This is a genomic window from Nonomuraea sp. NPDC059023, from assembly GCF_042740095.1.
Lineage (GTDB): Bacteria > Actinomycetota > Actinomycetes > Streptosporangiales > Streptosporangiaceae > Nonomuraea.
The window spans coordinates 20,134-42,091 of record NZ_JBHYIO010000009.1 but is presented as its reverse complement, the minus strand read 5'-3'; the positions used below and the strand labels follow the sequence as shown (position 1 = coordinate 42,091).

Below are 21,958 nucleotides of genomic sequence, written 5' to 3'. Positions count from 1 at the left end.
CTTCATACAGTGGCGGAAACCGTTGGGTGGGTGTCGTCGCCCTGGCCGAGCCGCCTATTGCTGTGCCGTTGCACAAAATGGCCCTACTCCGCCTAGCGATTGAGCAGCTGGACCGCATCAGAATTTCTTCTCAGCTGGAGATTTCCAAACGCCGGTTCCGTAGGATCCTTCAACAGATGGGCGAGCGGCACGCGTTGTCCGACAATCTGGGACGTGCCGCCCACTATTTCCATCTCGCCCAGGTTGTGAGCAGGCAGGGAGCTGCCTCCGACGAAGTGCCGGGATGGATCCTGCGAGAGATAGCGGATTTCATCGACAACGGCGACTCCAGAAAGCCACGTACCACCATCAAGAACAGGCCCGGGAGGCAAACCCCACGGCCCCCGAAGCGATTCCCCACTTCGGCACCCAACTATACCCCCAATCCGTATCGGACTCCGACCACCCCATCCGTCCAAAGAGCGCTCATCGTTGTCGACAACTCGGATCACCCAACATTGGGAGATCCCGGCTCATGGGTTGATGCTGTTCCGCTGAGCGAAGGACTAATCAAGTTCCTCGCCGCGCATGGTTGGGATATGCGCGAGAACCCCGTGCGCGCCCGATGGCTCCGCATAGCAACAATGCACAAGAGCTATCTGTATGAACGAGAGCGCGCGCTCTCGGCACAGATGAACGCGAAACTTCTGAACGCATTGGAAGAAACTGGGAAGCGCTGGCTCAAGCTTGCTCTCCTGGACCGCTACCTAACCGATCACCTACCGGAGTCATCTGGCGCGCAGAGCACCGCAATGAACACCCTCAGTTCTGCCGCGGACAAGGCCGTGGATCAGCAATTCATGTCGCTCGGTGCCGTTCTCTTCGGGCGGGGAGAAACTTCCGAAAGCGCGGCGCGGCCGAGCAAGTCTGCCTCCATGGCAATCCGGCAGATCATCGGCATGCTTGCCCTCACAGGTGGAATCGAGACTGTCTACCGAATCGCCGAATCCGCGTACAGCCGGACTCGATCGGCCATGGAAGGACAGAGAGACTGGCGCACGCTGCTGGAGCAGTACGCTCAACGCGACGGCCTGACATGGAAATATGTCGAGGAAGGGCCCGACCACAACAGGTCATTCGAGGCAACGGTTAGTGACTTGCGCGGGCGGATCGGCAAGGGACGTGGGCAGTCCAAGAAGAGGGCAGCACAGGCTGCCTCAGAGGTGTTCGTTCGCCGATATTTCTCTACGGCCCTGGGTCAAGCTCAGTCGCAGCAAGGCGGATCAAACAAGTCGGTCCCAATGACTTACAGAAATCCTCCGGATCGGCATCGTCAAGCCGTTTATGATCTGCGACGGCTCTTTGAACTGCCTCACGAAAGCGATGCGTGGCTCAGCCAGGCGCTCACTCACCGCTCCTGGACATACGAGAACCAACAGTTGGCGCTCTCCGCACGGCAACGAGACAACGCGTTGCTTGCCCACCATGGATCCGTGGTTTTCGACACGCTGTGCACCCACGAGCTCGTTCAGAGACTTGTCGCTACGAACCTTGAGCCGAATGAGGACGAGGCTCGCATGGGAACACCCGGCGCCGACTTCTGCGTTGAGTTGTTCGACCGGCTCAAACTCAACGGGACGGTGCTGCTCGGCAAAGGACAGGCGCGCAACCCGGATATCGCAAAGGCGGATGTAGCCCAGGCAGTGCTCGCCGTCGCGTGGCGATACCTTGGGACAAGTGTCCTCGAAAAGCGCCCAAAGGAAGTGCACGAACTTCTCTCTAGTTATGCACCAATCCATGACGGGTTCACGATGCTCGCCAATATGAGCGCCGTGTACAACATCGCGATCGATTCAGCCTTCTATGAGGAAGGTCCAGATCACGATAGGTCTTACGCCGTCGACCTTATTTTTACGTCGAAGAGCCACACGTTCACCCTTGAATGCGACTTCTACCATGCAGGGAAAACTCGGTCGAGGATTCAGTCCGCCAAAGAGGTCCTGTCCCTGCTCAGCTCTTACCACCAGGACGAGTCAGAGCTCTCTCAGATCGAGAGAGGGCTGGTTTCCTTCTATATTAAGGAGCAGATTGCCAACGTAGAGAGAGTCGAGCAGAGAAACCTGCAGCGCTGCATCCTCCAGGGGCATCTCGGCCTTTCATATCTCGCAAGCGGAGACCTGGATCTCTTTAAGAAATGGGCGGCGGCGACGAGTTGTATTCTCGGCGAGCTGACAACTGAGGAACAGCAACACCTAGCCGCCTTCTACACGAAGTCCCTAGCGCAAATCCAAAGAGGATCACATCCGATCACCAAGACACAACTGCTCAGCCTGATCAGCTGGAGCGAATCGCTAGACCCCGAGCAAGGCCACGCGGCCCCGGGGGATTTTACATACACCCAGTTAAAAGAGCTTGCGACCAGCTTCAATAGCGTGAGCGTGGAAGGTGAGCACGACCTCTTCACCGTTACGGCAGCACTCAGCGAAAATCATTCGATGCCGCTCAACATCGAGGATGGTTTCCAAGGAGACGAGGTCCTGCTGAGACCAAGCGAAGCTACGGCGATCAGCCTACTTGTCGATACAGCTGCCAGAAAATCCGCCACCCCAGCAACAACCATCAGCCTTGGTTCCGCGCCCGGCGGAGCGCTGGTCCTCATCAGTGCTCAAAAGGAGGGTTTCCAAGGGGATATAGGACCCTTAGCAGAACTTCTGGCCGAGATCACGCCCACGCTGACCTGTTTCCTTGACACGAATGATATCGTGATCAAGGTAGTCGTCCAAGAAGAATGGAGGATCTCTGAGGCGTCCGTCATTGAGCAGGCAGGATTCGCAGCCCTTAACGCTTCTGCCGAAGGAGGCAACTTGCTTCGCGAGCTTCGGAGTCACATTCCGCCACTATATGATCAGATTGCAATATTTGAGTCAGCCCTGCAGGCCTCTCTGGCAGCCGACAGAACCAATCGCTACCGCCGACTCCTGGAGGCCAGCGAGGCGCTCGATGCCGCACGGATCCACATCAATGCCTTGAAACAGATCGCTTCCAAACTTTAGGCGTGCCGCCCACCCCCTGATTACGGGTTCCTTGGCGGGGTCCAGCCCAAATATGCACCTAAGCCCCAATGTGCTCGCATGTCGGGAGCTGACGATAGTAGAACGCTTTCAGCTGAGGAGTACTCGCTAATTAACAGTCCGTAGATCTTGGAATTTCCGCGCCCGGACGGGTGCCTGGACGTCCGTCTACGGCCTTGTTTGTCCACGCCTCCGCCGCGTCCCGTGCTGGTCCGTCCACGCCCGTGCTCGCCCGGTCTTCGACGCCCGAGCGCCCACCGAGCACTCGCCCGAAATACGTGTCCATAAATGTGGCTGCGTTGATCACGCTCTTGAGCGCCCTGGCGGCGCGATCTACGCCGAATCCAACCTTGCCGCTGATCTTTTACTCGACTCAGGTGCTCGCCCTCTTGGTCGTCCAGCCACTCATACTCGACATCGGCCGTCAATGGCTCATCGTGATGCTTCCCATTCGGGGATAACGAAGGTTAGCGCTGCGGAGAACACGTGATGGTGGCAAACCCGATAGTGCTGGTCGATGAGGTGGTGTTCGCGAATTCTGTCGTCCTCAATCGACGCGATCCTTCGACGCAGCCGGGCGGCTTGGTGATCGTCTCCGTTGACCATGGCTGTCTCCAAGGCGACTTCGAGATCGTCAGCGAAACGCTTCAAAGTGGCGTCGATCTGTCGGTTCTCCTCGGACTGCCGCCTGCCAAGGTTGGCGACAATTTCGTCAGTGCGGCTCCTGGCCATCGAGGCCACGTGTCCGAGGAGAGAATCCATAGCCATAGGCCACATCCGACAGAGCCGCACCCGCACTCCCTCCGGCACTGGCCGGAGCGGAGTTTCCCCTGCGAGAGGGTCAGGGCAACCGACGGCCTGGTAGCCCTCTACCAGGCTGACCGCGCAGTGAAAAAGCTCTTCGTGGAGTCGCACGCCTTCGGCGCCCACCAAGACCAGCCGACTGTAGGCAATCGCCAGCGGAGCTCGCAGTGAACTGTCATCGCTGATCACCGCGGTGACCCGGCGTAGCGAATTGTCGCGCCACATCGCCGATCTCAGAAAGTTGATCGACGTCGCCATCAAGGGATGACCCAGGTGGGTGAACGAGATGCTCTCGTGTTGTGCGGCGATGCGGGCATCGAAGGTGATCGGCCGCTGCTGTCCAGTGATCGGGTCGCGCAGGGCGGCCGCCGCTCGGGTCCATTCGTCAGTGAGCACGGGAACCCCGTAGCGGCCGTCCCCCAGGTCATCGAGAGGCTGCTGCCTGGACAATCGCAACGCAGTCGCCAGGACCCGCTTGGAGTTCGCGGATGTGATCCGGAGGTGTCTCACGGCCGCATCCAGCCGATCGGTCGGCCCTTCCGGCGGAGGATCTTCGGATGGCTCCGGAGGCGGAGAGCCGACTGTCAGCGCTCTGCCCAGCATATGCTCCTCTACCTGCTGAGCCAGGATCCGGTTGGTCTGGCCGAGATCGCGGTGCACACGATCCATCTTGACCGCGATGCGGGAAAGGAACTCCAGGTCCCGCAGATAAGAGCCGGGTGGCGCCTGCTCCCAGCCCGCGCCAACAAAGTGGTGGACCTCGGCCACGCTGTCCTGGCCGTACCGGTCAATACGGCCGATGCGCTGTTCCAGCTTGGTGGGGTTGAAGGGGATGTCGTAGTTCACCAGCCTGTGGCATCTTCGCTGGAGGTCGACTCCCTCCCCCGCCACATCCGTTGCCAGGAGGATACGGAGCGGACTGGACTCAGGGTTGACTTGGAAGGCGTGCCGAAGACGTTCGCGTTGTTCCGCAGGCGTATCACCATGGAGTACGGCGGTGCGGCCGCCCGCGACCATCCCCTCCTGCCGGAGCTGTTCCAGCAGCCACAGCGCCGTTGCCCGGTACTCGGTGAAGACCACCACGCGCTCGTCAGTCCACCGCCCAACCGGCCGGCAAACACGCTTGAGGTAGGTGAGTAGAGCCCAAGCCTTGGCGTCAGGCCTGTCCACCCGCTTGGCCGCCCAATCACGCATGAGCATGAGGAGTTCAAGTTCGCGGGGCGACAGATCGGGGCCCAAGTCAACGAGTAGTTCCTCGTCCTCGTCGAGCCAGTCGAACTCATGATCAGCCCCGACGGAGCCAAGGTGCGCCTGGAGAGTTTCCCTGAAGGCCGCAGGTGAGGAGAACAGGCGCTTCTTGAGGATCAGAGCGGCCAAATCTACGCGCTGCTCGGGACGCTGTCGCGACCTCTGCGCTCTTCGCCGGAGATCGATGTACTCCGTTAGCCACTCATGCGCCTGCAGCTCCTCCTCCGGGTAGTTCACCTCTAGCGACTGCGGCGCACGGCCTCGGAAGCGCTGGCTGCCGTCCGGGTTGCGGATGTCGCCCTTGAGTCTGCGGATCATGACCTGGTCCCGGATATCTCGCCGGGGGTCCACGCCTTGAACGAAGCGCTGCGGGTCAAGCATTTCCAGCAGCATGACGAAGGACTCGGTGTAGCCATTGTGGGGAGTGGCCGACAGGAACAGCCGGTGCCGGAAGCGGGGCGCCAGTTCCCGGATGGCCCGAGTCTGCTGGGAGAGCATCACCTGCGGTTTTCTGGACATGACGCCCGAAGTGACCGCCGGAGCGATGTGGTGGGCTTCGTCGACGACCAGCAGATCCAACTGGCGGGTCAGCCTCTGATTCAGCAGTCGTCCAGCCCGAGCCCCTCTCACCCAAGTAAGGCTGACAATGGTGTGCCGATAGATCTCGAAGGGGTTGGCTCCGGGACCGTGTGTACGGCGGAGCGATCGCAACAATGCCGAATCCACGATCGTGAAGTCGAGGCCGAACTTCTCCGCCATCTCGACCCGCCACTTGATCGTCAGCTCGGCAGGAGCGACCACCATGACCGTCTCCACGCGTTGTCGCAGTAGCAGTTCCAGCGCCACCAGACCGGCCTCGATGGTCTTGCCCAGCCCGACGTCGTCGGCGAGTAGGAGATTAATCCTGGCCGAATTGACCGCCCTGATCACAGGTTCAAGCTGATAGGTCTCGAGGTGAATCCCCGAACGGAAGGGCGATTGGAGGACGGTGTCGTCTGCGGCGGTGACGGCGCTCCATCGGATCGCGTCCAGAAAGGCCACCAGGTCGTCGGGCTCGTCGAAGTCGGGCTCTGGAAGTGGCATGGTGGTGGTGCGTAGGACGCGCCGGTCAGGTTCGAGCTCCCAGACCACACGCAGCGTCTTCCCGTAGTGCCCATCGGTGACGCTCATCAGGTCCGTGAGCGTCTCCGGTGGATCAGCCACCCGTTGCAAGCTTCCGGTCACAACCCAGTGCAGTCCGCGCACACGCACCAGGTCGCCTTCACCCGGCACATTCACTCTCGCTCCCTTCAGGTCAGAAGATCCTCTTGCTCCGTGCCTCTTCCTCCTCAATGAGGTGGCGCTCATGGTTGAGGGCAAGCAGGCGATCTACGAGCAGATGTTGTACGGCGGGAGCCACGGTGTACCGGCCTTCGTAAAAGCCGTGGTCGGGTTCGATATCGGTCCAGCCATAGGCGCGCAGGGTGGCCTCATCGATGGCGCCATGCAGGGCGCGGAGTTCGACGATGTCGGCGTCGGTGTTCTCCGGATCGTTGACCAGGTTATAGGTGGCCGTCAGCCCTGCCTGCCGATGCTCCATCAGGGCTTTCCGGAACGTGTTGAGTCGATCACCAAGGTCTCGCATCTCCTGGGTGAGCTCGGGGAGCGGCAGGGTCTCAAAGACGTCCGAGGGCGTGTAGCGAATGCGCGTCTCCAGCGTCGAGGCTCGGGTGAGTGTCCACCAGTAGTGCGGGGCGCTCGACAGCAGCGCCAGCATCGCCGTGTCATCCGTCGCGAACACGCCGAGCATGTGGGAGAATACCTGTCCGGTCGGCACCATCACCGGCATGACGACTTTGCTGACCAGCGTGATCACAACGACTCGCTGCAGCCCCATGATGGCCTTCAGCATCGCGGGCCGCTTCTCGGCGAAATGCCACCAGTAGGTGCGGTAAACCTTGCGGTTGTTCCTGTCTCGCTCCGGCTTCACCAGACGGAGCACCTGATCCAGGGGCTCCGGATACTGGGCCGCCTTATGGAGCGGCCAGTCCTGAAAATTGATCACATGTCTGCTCGCGGAATGATCGGGCCGCGAGTTGAGGTCCTGACCGTTGAGATAAGGAGCGATCACGCTCTCATTGCGCCGGTCACGGCTGATCATGTCTTTCGCGGCTTCCGGGGTCATCGTGAAGCCGAGCCCGAGGATGGTGGCCCCCTGAAAACAGCGGTTGCGATTGGTTATGAGCCGGCATGGGATTCCCGTTACAGGACGTTGGGAGGTCAGCTGTGCGGTGATCGCCGGGGCCCTCTGGCCATCCAACAGAATCGCAGCACGCGCCCCGGGCTTCTCCCGGCTGGCCCAGAAGGTGATGAACTCCAGATTCACGAAGGCTGAGGGCCAAGGGCGGCTGCGATTGGCCCGCGTGATGGCCGCTCCCTCGACAAGGATTTGATCGAGTCCCACCTCCCGGGTGTCTCCCTGGGCCAAGGAGTTGGTGGCCAGGTATCCGAGCTGCCCTCGGCCGTTGAGCAGGTCATATGCCCGAAGCGCGAAATATGCACATAGGTCGGCGCTACCGCGTCTATCGCGCCCTAACGCCTCCACCAGGTAAGCCCGGTAGTCAGTCCCGACCTGGCTCGTGATCTTCTGTCCGCCCAGGAACGGCGGATTGCCAATAATGGCGTCGAATCCGTTGCCGAAGTGGAAGACCTCGGGAAAAACCAGGGGCCAGTGCAGGGGGAACCGCCTGCTCCCCGCCGGAGCCCCGGCTTCAAGCCATTTCGCGGCCTGGTGAAGGGCTTCAGCCAGCCGACCACCCGCGTTCACATATCGGCGCGCGAGATCGGCAGCCTCCAGACTTCGCTCGTCCAGAAGCGTGCGTCCGCGTCCACCGCTCGCAAGCGCGGCACCCACAACCAGGTCGGCGCAGACTTTTGCCGCCTTGACGAGCTCATCAGCTTGGCGTTTCAGCACATGCTTTTCATCCAAGTCGCGCAGGCTGGTTGCCGGAAGCTCGCGGAGTTCCTGCCGGATCTGAGCGGCCTTCTCCGCGATCTGCAGCAGGCCCTCCGTGAACGTCCACGATTTGCCTTCGTGCTGGGCCCGTCCGCGGACTGGGTTCACGTGCATCCACTCGATCTGTTCGAGCGAGCGGATACCCAGCAGGCTGTCGCCCTGAACGATCCGATCATCCAGGTACGCGAAAGGTGTGGTCGGCTGCAGCAGCCACAGAGACAGGCGGCTCATCTGCACGGCCAGCGGGTCAAGATCAACTCCGTACAGGCAGTGGGCGATGATCTTTTGCTGAGCCGCGACGAGAAGGGGATCAGCGTCTGGGTCTGCGGCCTGCGGTGTTCCGGACGGAGGCTCTGTGATTCCCTCTCGAATCCATGCCTCCACCAGGCGAGCTGCCAGATAACGGCATGCCGACACCAGGAACGCGCCAGAGCCGCAGGCGATGTCTGCGATGCGCAGCTCCAGGATTTCGGAGGATCTGCGAGGCTCCCACTGGCTCTCATCGTCTGTCTGAAGCGGGCCGGGCCGAAAGACCAGCGGCTTGAGCGTGTGCTCGACCACCTCTTCGGCCAGCCACTTCGGGGTGTAGTAGGCGCCGATTCCGGCCCGCCGTACCCCGGTGGTGTAGAAGCCGTCGCTCGGCACGATGAGGGGAAGGTCCCGCAGGTCGCGGCGAATGAGCCGGAAGTACGGCAGGAGCCGCCTGCTCAATGCGCCATCGCCGTCAGTCGCGGAGAGGAGCAGTTGTGTCGCTTCCGCGAGCTCCCGCCTGTCCATCGGCTTGAGCAGGCGCCGCAGGGCTGAAGCCCCTCCGATCCCGGTCTTGCCGTACTCCTTGCTGAGACGCGCCGCCAGCAGCTCCGGATCGCCGCCGACCGCTGCGGCGTGTTCCTCAAGCGTGACGACGGAGACAGTCTCCTCGGCTCCCGGGCGGCCGATGAGCCCTACCATGGGTTCGCTCGCTCGCTGGGCCGCTCCGTTGAGCAGGCGCTCGTAGACCTGCCCGATCTCTTCGATCTCCAACTCGGAGAAGCTCACCCGCCGGCGTTCGCCGCGTGGCTGGACGAACTGCACGGATTCGAGGACCTGGAGCATGGTCAAGTCGTCCACGGGCAGGACGTCGCCGTCGCCGGAGTCCTCCATCCACGGATACTTGGACGGGTCAAAGAGCCCACCATCGTAGGCCCGGATGGGCATGTCGGCGGCCGCCACTCCCCAGTGCAGCGCGCGGGCCACCGCGAGCAGGCGGCACCAGCCAGTGTGGGTCCGGGCCAGAGAGTCGCGCCCTTCGTCGAGCTCACGGGCGTGCAGCTCATCCACCAGTCTGGTGGCCGAATATCCGGCGGCGTAGTCGGGATTGGAGAGCGGAAGGAGCCCTTTCTCCTCGGCGAACAGGAGGAACAGCAACCGCATGAGTACGGTCACCGCCCCCCGGTAGGCCTTATCGACATCCGGGATCACGTGCCTCCGGTCGACCTGACCGAATGCGTGAACTAGAAGCTCGGCCGCCTTACGCACCTGCCTTCCGAGTTCGTCGCTGGTCACCTCGGGCTGGTGGCGGCATTCCGTGAGCAGGGCGGGCAGCCGCTCCGTCTCCGGCGCGCCGAACAGGCGCTCACGCCGGAGCAACGAGCGGAACGCTCGTCCCACCAGGAGTTCCTCGACCCAGGTCGTCGCGTCGAAGGTTGCTGCTGTCGGACTCATGCCGTCGGCGACATGGACCAGTGTCCACCAGCGTCCAGTGGTGAGCAGACCGAGAGCCACGCCCTGGGAGACGAGCAAGCGCGCCAGGCGGTCCTGCCAGGTCGCAGCCCAGGGTGATCCGGGCGGGCGATGATCGGGGTTGGCCTCCGGAGGGAGGACCATCCCAAGTAAGGCGAAATCCCCTGTATCCGGGTTTTTCACCACGAAATCGGCCTCGACGTGTTCCCCCTGTTCCACGACGTCGAGCCGGGGTGGCGACGCCGAGGTGAGCAGGCCGGACCATCCCAGGAACTCCTCCAGGACGAAGCCGATCCACCGCTCCTGCCCTTGCTCAGACGACAGCCATCGATCGTGCTCCGCTCGAAGTCGGAGACGCTCCTCGCGCTCAATTGCGTCCAAGCCCACGGGCCAGATCCGCCGGAGTACCGGTTCGGTGAGGAACGCTCCAGTGATCTGCAGCAACCCAAGCCATTCGGAGTGCGCAACGGTCTTGCGCGCACCGCCCACTGGCCACCTCGGCTGGTCGTTGATACCCCAATATCAACTTGAGCCGTACTTGGCGATTTTGCAAGGCCCATTAGCACTCCCTGTATTCGGACCGATACGAAGGATGGTCCTTGTCCGCGCTCCGGGCGAGGTGAAGCGGTACCGGCTCACGCGTTCGGCCGTCCCAGGACAGTGGCTGGGCACAGAGCCTGGCGGCCACGGCGACCAGGCTCTCCTCATCAAAGGCACCGTTGCGTGCCACGACGACTTCCGTTGCCGTGAAGGAATGCCAGTTGTCGCCCTGAGCGCGCAGCTTGGCCGGTGGCAGGGTAAAACGGGTGTAGTCAACGCCGACACGTCCCTTTGGACCCTCGTCGAAGGTGCGGGAGGTCTGCCCCAGCAGCCACACTCGGAGGTTGCCGTCCCCATGGAGGAGGTAGAGCCTGTTCCGTGGGGTGGCGGGCTTGCGGGAATCTGCCGGCTGCCTGCCATCGGTGTGATGGACCGGCCGTGGGACAGCAGTGTCGTCGGTGCCGATACGTACGACGGCGATCTGGCTCGCATGGGCGAGGCTGGAGCCGGGAAGGGGCTCTTCGCCCAGGCGCGGATCGGTCAGGCCGGCCCAGACCCTCCTGGTCTGGTCGGCGTTGACCATGACCACCACGGGATCTCCGCCGGGCAATTCGGCGAGCGCGCCGTCGACGTACCCACGCAAGTCGGTCAGGGCTCGCTGCCGATCCTCGATGGTGGCCCCGATCGGAGCCCGGTGGAAGGCGGCCAGGCCGAGAGCATGAGGAAGCCATCCTCTGCCAGGTACGTGGAGAAGAATCTTCCATGGGCGCGAGAGGTCAGCGTATGCGTGAACGGCGACGAGGACTTTCACCATCGTCGGTCGCCCAGCGCCATTCTGGACCCTGACATGGATGCCGACCAGCCAGGCGTCGCGCTCCAGCCGTGCCGCGCGGGCGAGCCGGTCGTCACAGAGCCCTCCCGCCCGGAACAGATCCCACATCGCCCGGCACGCTGCGTAGTCCACCTCGCCCGCCTTCCGCCCGGCGACGATGAACTGGGCGGGAACGTCTTGCCGGGCCAGTAGTCCACGCAGGGTGGGCTTGGCGTCGGGTTTGGCCGGTGCGACGCCGTCATACTCGGTGTCCACCAGGGCCAGCACCTGAGTCCCCGGCTCGGCGCACAGGGCAGGAGCACGGTCGAAGAGCCCCGACCGATCCGTTTCGCCGTGTTCGAGCAGGTCAGGGAGATCGTAGGCGACGAATTCGCTTCGTGCTGTCAGCTTGTCAGCAGTCGAGGTGGCGGCCGGGAGGGCAGTGCCGTACAGCCGTTCGAGCTCAGCACGGATCCTCTCCCTACCGGTGGACCCACCGGACAGATGGACGATCCGCAGGCGCTCTGTTCCGGTGGCGGCGATCGCGGCGTCCAGTGCGTACGCCGACAGGTCGGAACCATCCGGCTTGCTGGGCACCCGGATCGAGGTTGGCTCACACGTGATCGGCTCCATCCCCAGGACTGCTTCCATGTGCTCCATCACCCGCCGGTACGAGCGGCTCCCCACTCCGACGCCGAGCGGGTGAGCCCAGTTGACCCCGCGCCAGGCTCGCACCTGGTCGGGGTGCTCCACCAGTACCTGATCGTTCCACGGAAGCGGGGACAGGCCACAACGTTCCACGACGGTGCCGCTGTAGTCGCGGAAGATCCTGCTCCACCCGTCGTCGGTCTTCTTGGCCACCACCGGAAGGCGCAGGAGTGCTGACCCACCACTGGAGCGGCCGTGGTCGATCCAGACCGCTTTGACCTTCCTGAAGTCCCCCACCAGCCGAGCAAGGCTGATCTCGGGCAGACAGACCAGGTCGCCGAGTCCAGGCAGGGTCTTCACCCCAAACGAGATCTTGATCAGCCCTCGAGCTCCGCGCCACTCGATCGGATCGTCCCAGGCCACGAGATCTCCCGCGGTGTCCAGCCGGAACGGAACCCGGCGGCCATCGAAGTCGATGGGGACGGCGCCGAGCACCTGCGCGAGATTCCAGCCCAGCACCCGGAAGACCCAGTTCGAAGCGGCGACCCGGCCAGGGGCGGGGTTCTCGATCTCAGATCTGGCGTCGAGCTTGCGTGGCGAGATCGCGGCGAGCAGCGAGGCCAGCCGCTCGCCCTGCCCGCCGCCCCGGGCGCATCGCTCCCAGACTCCGGTGGCCAGCGTGAGGACAGCGGGGTCCAGCACCGCCGTGGTGATCATCCAGAGCCGCTCACCGTTGGGTCGTGGCCGGTCGAGGATCGTCACCGGTCTGCCGGTGACGGCTGACAACGACGTCGCCAGGGAGGCGTAGGGCGCTCGCGCGTGTTCGTTGTTCGTACGGCGGCGCCACAGCGTGGCGATCTCAGCGAACACCGCTTCGATCTCGGGAGTGAGCGGATAGGCGTAGACGTCGCCGAGCAGATGGAGCGGGATGCGGAAGGCGCTGGTCGTCATCATGGCTGGTCCTCCGGGGAAGTTGAGGAGAGGTGTGTCATGCGCTCGGCGAAGTCGAAGAAGGCCTGGAGCGTCGGGCCGTAGAGCGCGCGGAGCTTGTCGAGCGTGCCGTCGGCGGCCCATTTCGCCCTGAGCCGTTGCAGCAGGGCAGGGAAGTCGCTTCGGCCGGAAGGGTCGAAGAATGCATCGTCCACCAGGTGGATCTCGCCGGGAGTGCCGCCGCGGCGTGCCCGGCCGACCAGTTGGATTAGCCCGATGACGATCTCGGCGACGATACCCAGTTGCACCCACTCGGGCAGAGCCCGGAAGTACTGCGCGGAGCGCACGATCTCGTCGAAGTGGCGCCCGGCGAGACGCATCCGCTCGGTGAGCCGGTCAAAGGGGTCGCCGAGGTTCCCATCGGCCAGAGTTCCGGTCCAGAGTCGCTGGTTGATGTGGGCCAGCATTTCGGCGGGAAGGTCGAGGATCGGCACTGGCCTGACGATCATGTAGATCGCGCCGAGCGCCGACACTCCTCCGTCGAGGATGTTCACACCGCGTTCCACGACTGCCAGGGGAGCGATGAGAATCCGCGCACCGGTCGAAGGGAACCGCTCGATCTGGTCAGCGGTGAGGATGTGCCGGCGTGCGTCCGGAGTCTCCAACCTGCGCCGAGCCAACAGGCAGATGCTGTCCGACGGCGCGCCAGCGCGGCTCATACCCTCGGCGAGTAGCAGGGCGCTGTCGTAGGAGGTGGTGGCGACAAGGATGCGGTCGCGGCCAGGCTCACCACGTTGCTCGCGCCGCCGCTCCAACTCGCGCAGCTTGGGCTCCAGCTTGGTCGTGTAGAGACCTTCGGCCAGATATGTCAGATTCTGCTCGCGCTGCCGCCCTTGCACACCCGAGATCCGGATCGCTGAGTCGGTGGTGAAGACGCGAGCGTCATGGAGAGTGACGCCGGACCGATCGGTGTCAGGCACCGACCATGTAGGTTCGGCGACAATGTGGTGGTGCGGAGCGCCGGGAAAGTAGCTTGTGGCTGACAGCCCCAGAACGGCGCGAGGGACACCGGCCTGACCTCTGGCGGTCAGCTCTCCGAGATACCGGACGTAGCCGTGCGGATCGCCACCGAATGCGGCCACCGACAACATCGTCTGCTCGGGTTCGGCAGGGTCGTAGCGCTCTTTGAACGCGAAGAACAGCCGGCCGAGTGGGCTGGCGGGCATGGCCTCCCACCGGGAGAAGCCGCCGAGGGCGTCGGCGATGGTCTCGGCGGCGTCCGCGCCGAGTCCCCGCAGGTGCGGCGTGTGGTAGAAGAGTTCGGAGAGTTTGCGTCGCAGCGGCTCCAAGTGGGCCCTGCGGATCAGCCTGTCGACCACCTCCCCGCGCACGCCAGCATCCGCGACCACCGGTTCGAGCACTTCGCTGAGTGCCACCTTATGGACCATCAAGGTTCCGGTGCGGCATCCCGTCGCGACGATTGCCAGCGTGGCGGTGAGGGCGGCTCGGGCGCGTTCGCCGACGCCCTCGTCGAGGTTGGCGAGGGCTAGGCCACTGGCAGCAGGTCCACCCTCGAAGAGGGCCTGCAGCTGGGCGACTTCTTCCTGCGTGACTTGCCTGCCGTTCACGGCGAGCCCGAGCAGCCGGGCCGTGAGCCAAGCGTCGTATCCGCGAGGGACCAGCCAGTGCTCGGTCCGGTAACCGTGGCGCAGGGTCCGCGCAGGTGGGGTCCAGCCTTTGACCAGGTTGGCGATGTAGTGCTCCGACAACAGCCGCAGGTCCGAAAGTATCGCCCGTACCTCGCCGTCCGACTCCGGCAGCACCATGCCGAAGATGTTGCGGAACTCCACGTCGAGCCGCTGGATCGAGGTCGTACGGCGTCCCACGGCCAGCTCCAGATGGCGGGCGCTTTTGTCGATAACGGAACGCTGGAACTGGTCGACTTCGTCAATGACGATCAGCTGGCAGTGCCGCAGCAGGAACGCCTCCACTGGCAACCGGTCGGTGATTCCCCTGTCGGTGGACAGCGGGATGTGCATGGAACCGGAGCTGAACGTGGCATGTGCGGTGACGATGACCTCGGCCTGCACCGCGTCGCGCATCAGACGGAACCTGCCGCAGGACGGGCGCCACGGGCAGGCGTGGCGCCGACCGTTGATCTGTCGATGGCGCAGGTCGCGGCAGGGCTCCAGACCGGGTGTCCAGGCGTCGACGCTGGAATCGGTCTCGGCGGCGGCTGATAGCGCGCAGCCATACGACAGTCGCTCGTAGGCCCAGGTGGCGAAGTCGTCCTGGCGGTCCGTCGCGATCTTCTCCGCGTTCTCCATCGCTCTGGTGGGCGAGACGAGCGGAGTACATCTACCTGGGATGTTGAGGAGCGTGAGGTTGCTCTCGATCTGGTGGGACAGGGCAAGCGCCGCTGCCCTCGAAGGCACGACGAGCGCCATCCGGAGCCGCTGCTCGACCGCCAGGGTTCCCATGACCTCCATGAGGACGGATTTGCCGAATCCGGTGGGCGCCACCAGCGACCTGATGGTTCCGCCCGCCCGGATACGCAGCAGATCGCCCAGCGGGCGGTCGCGGGAGTCCCGCAACTTAGAAAGAAGGGCCTCCACCCGTTCTGAGCGATGGCCCTCGCCGCGGGCGCCGTCGATGCGCCGAGCCATCTTCCGTAGCAGCTCGATCGAGATGGAGATCTCCTCCACCCGTGGAGCATCGGTGACGAGTTCGGACCACGGGGCTGGGTCGGGAAGGTCGGTGAGGTCGAAGGCGGCCTCTGCGGTCCGCGCGCCGCGCAGCGTCGTCAGGTAGCGGCCGGGCTTGGCCGCCGGCAGCACGCGACTTCCGCGCAACTCCGCCAGCCGGGAGAGAAGCCGGTCTGCGTGCACGCGGGGCGTGATCCCGTGAATCGGGAGCACGTTCTGGCCATTCACGCGGTAGCCGTCCAGTTCACCAGCGGCTCCCAGCTCTCTGACCGCCTTGGCGAACACCTCGCCACTGGCCAGATCGTCGCCCCGGTGCTTGAGCAACTCGCAGACCCATCGCCGATCGTCTTCAGGCAGCGCCCAGTACCCGGGCCACACATCGATCCGTCCGGTAAGTAGCAGCTGGGCATGCCCGATCGCAGTCGTGCCCATGAAGGCTTCCGACAGGGCGAACGCGCAGGAGATGACGTACGGCCGGCCGGTGCGGGCAGGAGTGGTCATGACAGCCCCTTTCGGATGCGGCGGTAGATCTGCTCCTCTGTAACCGGCGGCGGGCCGGGAAGCAGACGGCGCAGCTCCGGGAGCTGCTCGCGTCGGTATTGCGGGAGCACCAGCAGATCGGCGGCGATCGGGTGAGCGGACAGGCGGGCGGCGAGCGCCGTGGCGGAGCCGTAATCCTTGACGTCGAGCGTGAGCTCTCGCTCCCCGGCGTGAACGGCGATGTCGCAGCGGTCCTTGTCGGGATACAGGCGCGTGCTGACACCGGGCAGCGCGTTGATGCGATCGTTGAGCCGCACCTCCACCGCACCTGGAACGACGATGTAACGCCAGGTCGACTCGTCGACGCAGGCCGCCCCTTGGACCGGAAGGGCTCCGGTGATCCGGGGCGCACCGGTCACCGGCTGCAGCCGGCCCGAAGACAGCAGCGTGTAGACGGCCTCATGCGGGGCGAACCTGCACTTGACCAGGGCGGAGGATGTCACACTCATCGGCCACCGGCAGAGCGGGCACGGCCACCACCAGCCATTCCACTGCTGGTGGTGGGGGATGGGCCCGTATGAGGCGGACGGCTGCACGCCCAAAGCGGCCTGCCACGTCAGCAACTCCGCCGTGGCGCCCGCCGGGTGTTCCACGAGGAATCGGCGGCCCGCGGTGTAATCCTCGTCCGTGCCATTGAGCAGCCGCCTGAAGACAGCATTCTCCACCTGCTCGGCGCGATGGGTACGCCAGGACGGCAACCATCGGGCGCCGGGATCCTCCTGCCCCGCCAGCAGCTCGACGGTATATGCGCAACCGATGTCATAGGTGGCGTCGGTGAGTCTGTCGTCGTCGCCCAGGATCACGAGACCCGCGAGGGCTTGGTCGCCCACCGGCAGCCACGTGCCGAGCGGCAGGCGGAGCAGCGGGATCAGCTCGGCCGGCGTTCCCGGCCCCTGCCCAGGCCGGAAATAGCGCATGATGACACCGGTCATCCTCGCCATCTCCCGCCAGCTCTCCGACCGCTGATGACGCACGCTCCATGCGTGACCGGCACGGATGGCCGCGGTGACCGGGCGCGCCAGGGGTCCGAGGCCGTCGTTCATGACCAGTCCTCCGTCTCCGGGCCGGGGTCGTCGAGAAAGCCTGCGGCGGCGCCGAGGACTACCTCGCCGCCCCTGGGCCGTGCCTGGCCATCGGACTGCGGGCACCAGCGCGACACCGGACATGAGTCGCACCACCAGCCGGGGGTGGCGGTGAAGGTGACGTCACGATGCCACCGGACGGCCCGCTCGTGCACGATCCGCCGTGCAGTCGCGACCACCTCCGGGTCAGCGGCGTCCAGGACGATGACGGGCGGAGCTTCGTGTGGATGGAGCTGCTCCAGCTCGACCAGCCCCTCAGCCGTGCCGAAGAGGCCGGCGGCGATCAGGCAGACGGCGAGGGCGAGCTGGGGAACGGCCGCCAGCACGTTCTCCTCGGTGATGCCACGGGGGCAGGCTGAGGTCTTCTGCTCGCGATAAACCAGTCGACCATCGACTCGGCGTAGCAGATCTGGGTGAGCCAGCACCACGACGTCGGCCCGGGAGTCGTAGGCGGTCAGCACCGGTTCAGGCCGCACCTCGGTGATCACGCCCGGCCCGCGCAGCGGGCAGACTTCCAGGTGCTGGAGGAGGTACGGCAGAGCCGCATCGTAATCCTCGTCAGCCATCACCTCCGCTGCCAGGACCGGCAGGTCGGCGGGCTCGCACGGCACCCCGCGGCGGTGGGCTTGCTCGAGCCAGCGGTGGACGTCCCTACCTCGCTGAACCGCCGATGTCGTGTCCCATTCGGCGGGCAAGCGCAGCTCACGCAGGTGTGCCTGAGCCGGGCAGATCTCGTAGTAACGCGATGTGGTGACGGACCAGGTGCGCCTGTGGGTTCCACGATCATCCAACCCGAGCATGCCGGGCGTGTGAGGGAGAGCGGAGCAGGCGGGCCCGATCTTGCATGAGGAACAGTCCGCGCCGGGTTGCCGCACGCCGCCGGCCAGAAGAGCTGCCGCCTTGGGGCGGGCAACGCGGTCGTACTGGCGCCGGATCTCCTCTGGCGAGGCGTCGATCAGGACCTTCTGGACGCCGGTGGTCAGGCCGACCTCGACAACCCGGACTCGCTGCGGACGGGCAGCGGCGAGCTCTACCGGGACCGGGATGTCGTGATAGAGCCGTTTCGGATCGGCCACCGGGTCGCCTGCAGCGGCGACGAAGGCCGCAGCGACGGTTGCCGGGCTGTCCGCCGATCCGGATGGGTGACGCATGCGCAGCCGCCGGAACTCCACGACCGATCCATCGACTGAGCCGTACCAGCGCCCCCACGCTGTCAACACACGGCCATCGCCCTGAACGACACGCGGCTGCTCACAGCGGAGCTCTTCGAAGCTTTCGAGGTAGGTACGGCAAGCATGGCGCACCCAAGCGGCGAGGCCTGGGTGGACACCCGCCAGCGCCCGATCGAGCGCCTTGCCGGGATCCGCCTGGTTGAACTCCACTGCGTCCAGGACCTTCATGACCAGCCCGAGCGGGAAGGTATCCCAAGGGGCATAGCGTGGCCGCTCTACGGAGCGCAGCCGGGGACGGGCCTTGACCGCGGTGAAGTCCTGGCAGTTGGTGGCAGGCCGATCGAGCAAGCTCGCCGGCAGGCGGACGGGACCGGGATCCCCGGCGAGTGTGGGCATCACCATCTCGCACACCGACCGGGGCTAACGAGGGCGTCCGTTGAAACGATGAGCAGGCGGGGGGAAATCATTGCGCTCCTCGGCTAGTTGACTTGCTCTCAAGAGAAGCATGTTGTGAAGCGAGCGCACAAGCAAAATTCGGATATTGTCTGCATGCACAAGTGGGGCGTATGCTGCCCACGCAACCGTGTCGGGTGAGGAGCTGAGGGTGACGAGCACCGTAGAGGAGCAGCCGGAGATCGGCAGGCTCGTTTCGGTTCGAGGGCAGCGATGGGTGGTCTCCGAGGTCGATGCCGGAGATGGCAGCACCCTGGTCGGCCTGCAGAGCGTCGAGTACGGCCGCTACGGGCACACGCTCGAGGTGATCTGGGAGGTCGAGCCCGGGACGCGGGTGCTCCCGCGAGGTTCCCTGCCCGAGGTGTCCGCTTTCGACGACCCGGCCAAGCTGGCAGCGTTCCTGGATGCGATCCGGTGGTCCGCCGTCACAAGCGCCGACGTCAAAACGTTGCAGGCACCGTTCCGCTCAGGCGTGGCGATCGAGGACTACCAGCTGGAGCCGGTCGCCAGAGCTGTCGATGCCCCGAGGGTGAACCTCCTGCTCGCCGACGACGTCGGCCTGGGCAAGACGATCGAGGCCGGGCTGGTGGCCCAAGAACTCCTGCTGCGCCACAGGGTGCGGCGCATCATGATCGTCTGCCCGGCAGGGTTGACTATCAAGTGGAAAGATGAGATGGCCGAGAAGTTCGGTCTCGACTTCACCATCGTCGACACCGAACGCTGCGCGATCGTCCGCCGTGAGCGCGGCAGTGCGGCCAACCCCTTCGAGGTCTATTCACTGACAATCGTCAGCCTGCCGTGGCTGCGTGGCCAGAAGGCGCAGAGATTCCTCAGCGAAGTGATAGATCCGGAAAGACGGTTCTTCGATCTGCTCATCCTGGATGAGGCCCACCACGTCGCACCGGCGGCTCCCAAGCAGGTCTACGCGGTCGACTCCCAGCAGACCAAGTTGATCCGGATGCTGGCCCCCCACTTCGACCACCGCCTGTTCCTTTCCGCCACCCCGCACAACGGCTACCAGGCCTCCTTCACCGCGCTCCTGGAAACGCTCGATGACCAGCGCTTCGCCCGCGGCGTAGACCCTGACCGCGCGGCCGTCAAGGACAGCGTGGTCCGCCGGCTCAAGCGCGATATCGTCAATGGCGACGGCAGCAAACGGTTCAAGGAACGCTCCGCGCAGGCCATCCCCGTCGCCTATCCGGAGGACGAGCGCGAGATCCACGGCCTGCTCAAGGAGTTCGCCGAAGCCCGCCGTAAGCGTCTGACCAAGCAGCGCGGGCGCAAGGCCGCCGACCTGATCACGCTCCTGCTCAAGAAGCGGCTGTTCTCCAGCCCTGCCGCCTTCCTGCACACGGTGGGTGTCTATCTCGACACCGTCTCCGGCGCGCCCCTGGCCGCGGGGCCCGACGACTGGCTCGACGACTTCGACGACTACACGGCCACCCTCGACGACGAGGCCATGGCCGAGGCTGAGGACGACGCGGTGGGCCGTGCCTATCCGCTGCAGGGTGGCGCCACCGAGCACGAAGTGGAGCTGCTCACCCGCATGCAGAGCTGGGCGCGACGCCATGCCGTACGCCCGGACGCCAAGGCCCGCGAGCTCATCACCTGCCTCAAGGCGGTCACCCGGCCCGACGGCCACTGGACCAACGAGCGCGTGGTCATCTTCACCGAGTACCGCGACACCCAGACCTGGCTGGCCGACCTGCTCCGCCAGGAGGGCCTGGACCGGGTCGAACTGCTCCACGGCGGCATGGCAACCGACGAGCGTGAGCGGGTACGGCAGGCGTTCCAGAGGGACCCGCAGGAGTTCCCGGTCCGCATCCTGCTGGCCACCGATGCCGCCGGTGAAGGCATCGACCTGCAGAACCACTGCCACCGGCTGATCAACTACGACATCCCGTTCAACCCGAACAAACTTGAGCAGCGCATCGGCCGCATCGACCGCTACGGCCAGAGCCACACCCCCGATATCCGCCACTTCGTCGGCGTCTTCAACGGCGAGGCCGTCGACTCCTACGAGGCCGACCTGGAGTTTCTGTCCCGGATCGCGGAGAAGGTCGCCCGCCAGAAGGCCGACCTCGGACCGGTCAACGTGGTCATCTCCGAGCGGGTGCAGCGCCGCATGCTCGGCGAGCACGTCGGCCTCGACGATATCGACGAGACCGCGCCCAAGGAGGACGTGCCGGTCGAGAGCAACGTCGGCGAGCAGGTGCGCAAACTGCGGTCGAACCTGGATGAGACGGTCGCCGAGTTGCGCATCACGCCCGCTGGCGTCAAGCGCGTCGTGGACACCGCCCTCGACCTGGCGCGCCAGCAGCCACTCAAGCCCCACCTTGACGACAAACACCTGTCCGATGGACTGTTCGAGGTGCCGCCGCTGACCGGCTCCTGGGAGCCGGCTGGGGCCGGGCTGCTGGAGAAGATCACCCGTGCGGGCGAGACGCCGCGGCAGCGGCCGGTCACCTTCGACGCCGCCCAGGCGCGCGAGTTCGGCGACGACGTCGTACTGGCGCACCTCAATCACCCGCTGGTCGCCATGTCCACGCAGCTGCTGCGGACCGCGATCTCCAACCCCGACATCGGCCTCAACCGGGTCACCGCCGTTGTCAGCGACGACCCAGCCCTGGAGACCACGCTCATCGGTGCCTACGCCAGTTACGTCCTGGTCGGCTCCGACGGCCTGCGCCTGCACGAAGAGGTCCTGTACGCCGGTGGCTGGGCGCCAGACTCGGGCCGTTTCCGCCGCCTGGAGACGCTGGGCGCCCTCGGCCCGATCCTCGATCGCGCGCTGACCCACGGCCGTCCGGCCGCGTCCCACCTGCAACAGCGGCTCACCGAACTCTGGCCCCGAATGCGCGAAGGCGTCGTCGGCGCCATCAACGCCCGCGCCAAGACCCGCCGCGAATCCCTGGAAAACGCCCTCGACACGCGACAGGAGGCCGAGCGGCGCAGGGTCATCACGAACCTGGAGCGGTTCGCCGCCACCCTGCGGGCCAAACTGGCCGAGGAAGAGGAGGACGACGCCCTCTTCAGCCTCATGGAAGCCAAACACGACTCGGAGGGCATGCGGCAGTACCGCCGTGACCGCGAGTCGTGGGAGCACCGCCTGCAGCGGCTCGCCGAGGAGCGCGACCGCGAGCTGGGGACGATAGCCGCCCGCTACCGTGACCCGCAGGAACACCTCTTCCCCGTCGCCCTGATCTTCGTCGTGCCCGCGCAGGAGGCCTCCCGATGAGACACCACCGATCCGTCGAC

Annotated in this window: 8 protein-coding genes; 2 read left to right on the top strand and 6 right to left on the bottom strand. The window is 65.1% G+C overall.

Going from position 1 to position 21,958, the window contains the following annotated elements:
* Positions 1–26 precede the first annotated feature (26 nt).
* The gene (locus ACFWYW_RS17280) at positions 27–3,032 is read left to right on the top strand and encodes a putative dsRNA-binding protein (RefSeq protein WP_379619907.1); all 3,006 of its coding nucleotides are present in this window, start codon (positions 27–29) and stop codon (positions 3,030–3,032) included.
* A gap of 450 nt (positions 3,033–3,482) precedes the next feature.
* Here the strand turns inward: ACFWYW_RS17280 and ACFWYW_RS17275 are convergent, their stop codons facing one another.
* The 6 genes from ACFWYW_RS17275 to ACFWYW_RS17250 all read right to left on the bottom strand — a co-directional run bounded on the left by ACFWYW_RS17275 (position 3,483) and on the right by ACFWYW_RS17250 (position 18,649).
* Entirely contained in the window at positions 3,483–6,380 is a 2,898-nt protein-coding gene (locus tag ACFWYW_RS17275; protein ID WP_379619906.1) for a helicase-related protein, read from the bottom strand.
* Positions 6,381–6,396: 16 nt separating this feature from the next.
* Positions 6,397–10,308, bottom strand: coding sequence for an Eco57I restriction-modification methylase domain-containing protein (locus ACFWYW_RS17270; RefSeq protein ID WP_379619905.1), 3,912 nt, complete (start codon positions 10,306–10,308; stop codon positions 6,397–6,399).
* Between the two features lie 70 nt (positions 10,309–10,378).
* Positions 10,379–12,772, bottom strand: coding sequence for an RNaseH domain-containing protein (locus tag ACFWYW_RS17265; protein ID WP_379619903.1), 2,394 nt, complete (start codon positions 12,770–12,772; stop codon positions 10,379–10,381).
* Positions 12,769–15,954, bottom strand: a complete 3,186-nt coding sequence (locus ACFWYW_RS17260; protein ID WP_379619901.1) for a hypothetical protein — start codon at positions 15,952–15,954, stop codon at positions 12,769–12,771. The genes ACFWYW_RS17265 and ACFWYW_RS17260 overlap by 4 nt, the downstream gene beginning before the upstream one ends.
* A complete protein-coding gene (locus tag ACFWYW_RS17255) occupies positions 15,951–17,036 on the bottom strand; it encodes a hypothetical protein (protein ID WP_379619899.1) in 1,086 nt (361 codons plus the stop codon). Before ACFWYW_RS17255 ends, ACFWYW_RS17260 begins: the two co-directional genes overlap by 4 nt.
* Positions 17,033–18,649 (bottom strand): PD-(D/E)XK nuclease family protein, encoded by a 1,617-nt coding sequence (locus tag ACFWYW_RS17250; RefSeq protein WP_379619897.1) that lies wholly within the window; start codon positions 18,647–18,649, stop codon positions 17,033–17,035. The genes ACFWYW_RS17255 and ACFWYW_RS17250 overlap by 4 nt, the downstream gene beginning before the upstream one ends.
* 202 nt (positions 18,650–18,851) lie before the next feature.
* On the opposite strand from ACFWYW_RS17250, the gene drmD reads away from it, so the two are divergent.
* Entirely contained in the window at positions 18,852–21,938 is a 3,087-nt protein-coding gene (drmD, locus tag ACFWYW_RS17245; RefSeq protein WP_379619895.1) for a DISARM system SNF2-like helicase DrmD, read from the top strand.
* Positions 21,939–21,958: the final 20 nt, after the last annotated feature.

Coding starts and splice junctions, on each gene's coding strand:
- ACFWYW_RS17265 (WP_379619903.1), bottom strand. CDS start 12,772: ATGATGACGACCAGCGCCTTCCGCATCCCGCTCCATCTGCTCGGCGAC.
- ACFWYW_RS17260 (WP_379619901.1), bottom strand. CDS start 15,954: ATGACCACTCCTGCCCGCACCGGCCGGCCGTACGTCATCTCCTGCGCG.
- ACFWYW_RS17255 (WP_379619899.1), bottom strand. CDS start 17,036: ATGAACGACGGCCTCGGACCCCTGGCGCGCCCGGTCACCGCGGCCATC.
- ACFWYW_RS17250 (WP_379619897.1), bottom strand. CDS start 18,649: ATGGTGATGCCCACACTCGCCGGGGATCCCGGTCCCGTCCGCCTGCCG.